We start from the raw sequence: 2,017 nt of genomic DNA on the forward strand, positions 1-2,017 counted from the left end.
TGACGCCCAGACGCTTGGCAATCACCGGAACCTTGAGTCGCTGTCCAAGCATCAGCACGCCCGCCCCCCGCGTGCGGATGTCTTGGTGCCAGTGGTTGATCGACAACTGTTGCAAGGTCAACTCCTCGACTTCGGTCAGTACAACGACGCACTTCATCCAGATCTCCGGCAGTCAGGCTCTGCCGAAGTTAACAAATCTCAAGACGGTTTACAAGAAACACTTAAGTGTTCAAGAGAAACTGGTTTGAAATTTGGCTCCATAGCCAGCCAGTAGATCGGCCAGTTCAGCGCCGATGGTTTCCTTGGTCCAGGTGACGAAGCGCCGCCATCGGTATTTCAGTTGCCGCCACATGATCTCGATCTTGTGGAGTTCAGGACTGTAGGCGGGAAGATAGAACAGGACAGCTTTGTGATCGATCAGCCTCCGATCCCGTGTCGCTTCGTCGATGCCGTGATGGATGCTCGCGTTATCGAACACGATCACGGTCGGACGGTCATCGTCCACCGTGAGCAGATCGTCGATAAAGCGGACAACGGTTGGGCCTTTGATGCTGCGGGCATGGGTAGCGTGGATCAGCAAGTTCGCGCCGTAGTCCAGGGCGCCAAGAACACTACGGCGGCAGTGCGTGTTCGGTTCGATCTCGTGAGGCAAGCCTCGTGGTGACCAGCTACGCTGAACTGGCGGCGATTCGCAAAAACCTGCCTCGTCGAGGTAGAGCAGGCGAATGGCGTTCTCGCGAGCGGCCTGCTGCAGTTTGTCGAGCGTGGCTTGTTTCACGGCGAATGCCTCTGGGTCGCGCTTTTTTTTAGCGACAGGCGGTTGCGCTTGAACGTAAAGCCCTCCCGCTTGAGCGCCACGCTCAGCGTATCGAGATGTCCGAACGGCAACGGACCGAATTCAGCCTCGAGACGCTGGACGATTTGCTCGCGCGTCAGCGGTTCGACCGAGGCCATGCGCACGACCGCGGCGATCATCTCGTCACTCAACGCGCGAGGCCGTCCGCATTTATGACCGATCTTGACCAGCAGCCCGATCACACCCTGTTCGCGCCACGTGTGGGCCCAGTTGTAGACCGACTGACCGCTCACACTGAGCTTCGCGCCGACGGCCACCGAACGCAGCTTGCCACTCGCAAGCATCAACAGAGCGGCTGCCCGCATGCGCATGTCCTGGTAGGGATGGTTGATCGACAACTGCTGCAACGTCTGCTCCTCGGCTTCAGTCAGTACAACGACGCACTTCATGCAGGGCTCCGGCGTATGCGATTTGCCGAAGTTAACAAACTTAAAACACGTTTACCAGCAACCCTTACTAGGGTCGACTACATACGAAGCGTGCATGCGATGCCACGAGAACAGTCACTCGCGAGGCGTGCGCCGCAAGGAATACCGAACGTATTCGCAAGGAGCGCAACGCAGCGAGCAGCCGCTCTTTTAGCAACCCCAAATTTGAAATAGATTCCAAGGGAATGCGTGAAATCGCCCACACGGCTGCGTCGCTCGTTTGGCTCAGCCAAACGCCGCAAGCGGGGCTCCTCGCTCCCTACCATACGAGCGATTTTGGGCGTTCGCATGTGTGCTCCGTATGTCGATAGCCCCTAACCCCATGCTGCACCCGTAGTGTTCCCCGTCCGTTACAGAGAATCCTGATGTAAATCTGATGGTTGAGCTTGCCCCCGTTTCTATCTTCACGCCCCGATAATCGGGGCTTTGGCCAGCCAGGCCCGGCATGATTCCCGCCCCCAGTCGCAGTCATGATCCGGGGGGTGTTGTCACCGGGCCTGGTGGGTGGCTGGTTGAGCTTCCCCCGAAATTTCGCTCTCCAAGAGGTCGGGTAAACTCGACGGAATGGAAAGCAAAATGTTGAAGATACCGAAGCAGCAACACACGGGCTTTGTTCGACAGGGTATGCGCTCAGTTGGTTGCGGGCGCAATTAGGCTGTCTTGACGCAAATCGCCTTGCCGAAGCTGTTCCACCGGTTCACGAGGTTCGCAATGATCACGCCCTCGCGCTGCT

General features: G+C 57.7%; 2 protein-coding genes. Both read right to left on the bottom strand.

The features are described 5' to 3' along the window. Positions 1-229: 229 nt before the first annotated feature. Entirely contained in the window at positions 230-778 is a 549-nt protein-coding gene (locus CFB82_RS43815) for a transposase (protein WP_218829105.1), read from the bottom strand. Then, positions 775-1,245 (bottom strand): helix-turn-helix domain-containing protein, encoded by a 471-nt coding sequence (locus tag CFB82_RS41345; protein ID WP_089487942.1) that lies wholly within the window; start codon positions 1,243-1,245, stop codon positions 775-777. The genes CFB82_RS43815 and CFB82_RS41345 overlap by 4 nt, the downstream gene beginning before the upstream one ends. Positions 1,246-2,017: the final 772 nt, after the last annotated feature.

The sequence above is a fragment of the Burkholderia sp. HI2714 genome (assembly GCF_002223085.1).
GTDB classification, from domain to species: domain Bacteria; phylum Pseudomonadota; class Gammaproteobacteria; order Burkholderiales; family Burkholderiaceae; genus Burkholderia; species Burkholderia lata_D.

What these genes read in the sequence shown, in the direction of transcription:
- CFB82_RS41345 (WP_089487942.1), bottom strand. Translation starts at nt 1,245, where the DNA reads ATGAAGTGCGTCGTTGTACTGACTGAAGCCGAGGAGCAGACGTTGCAG.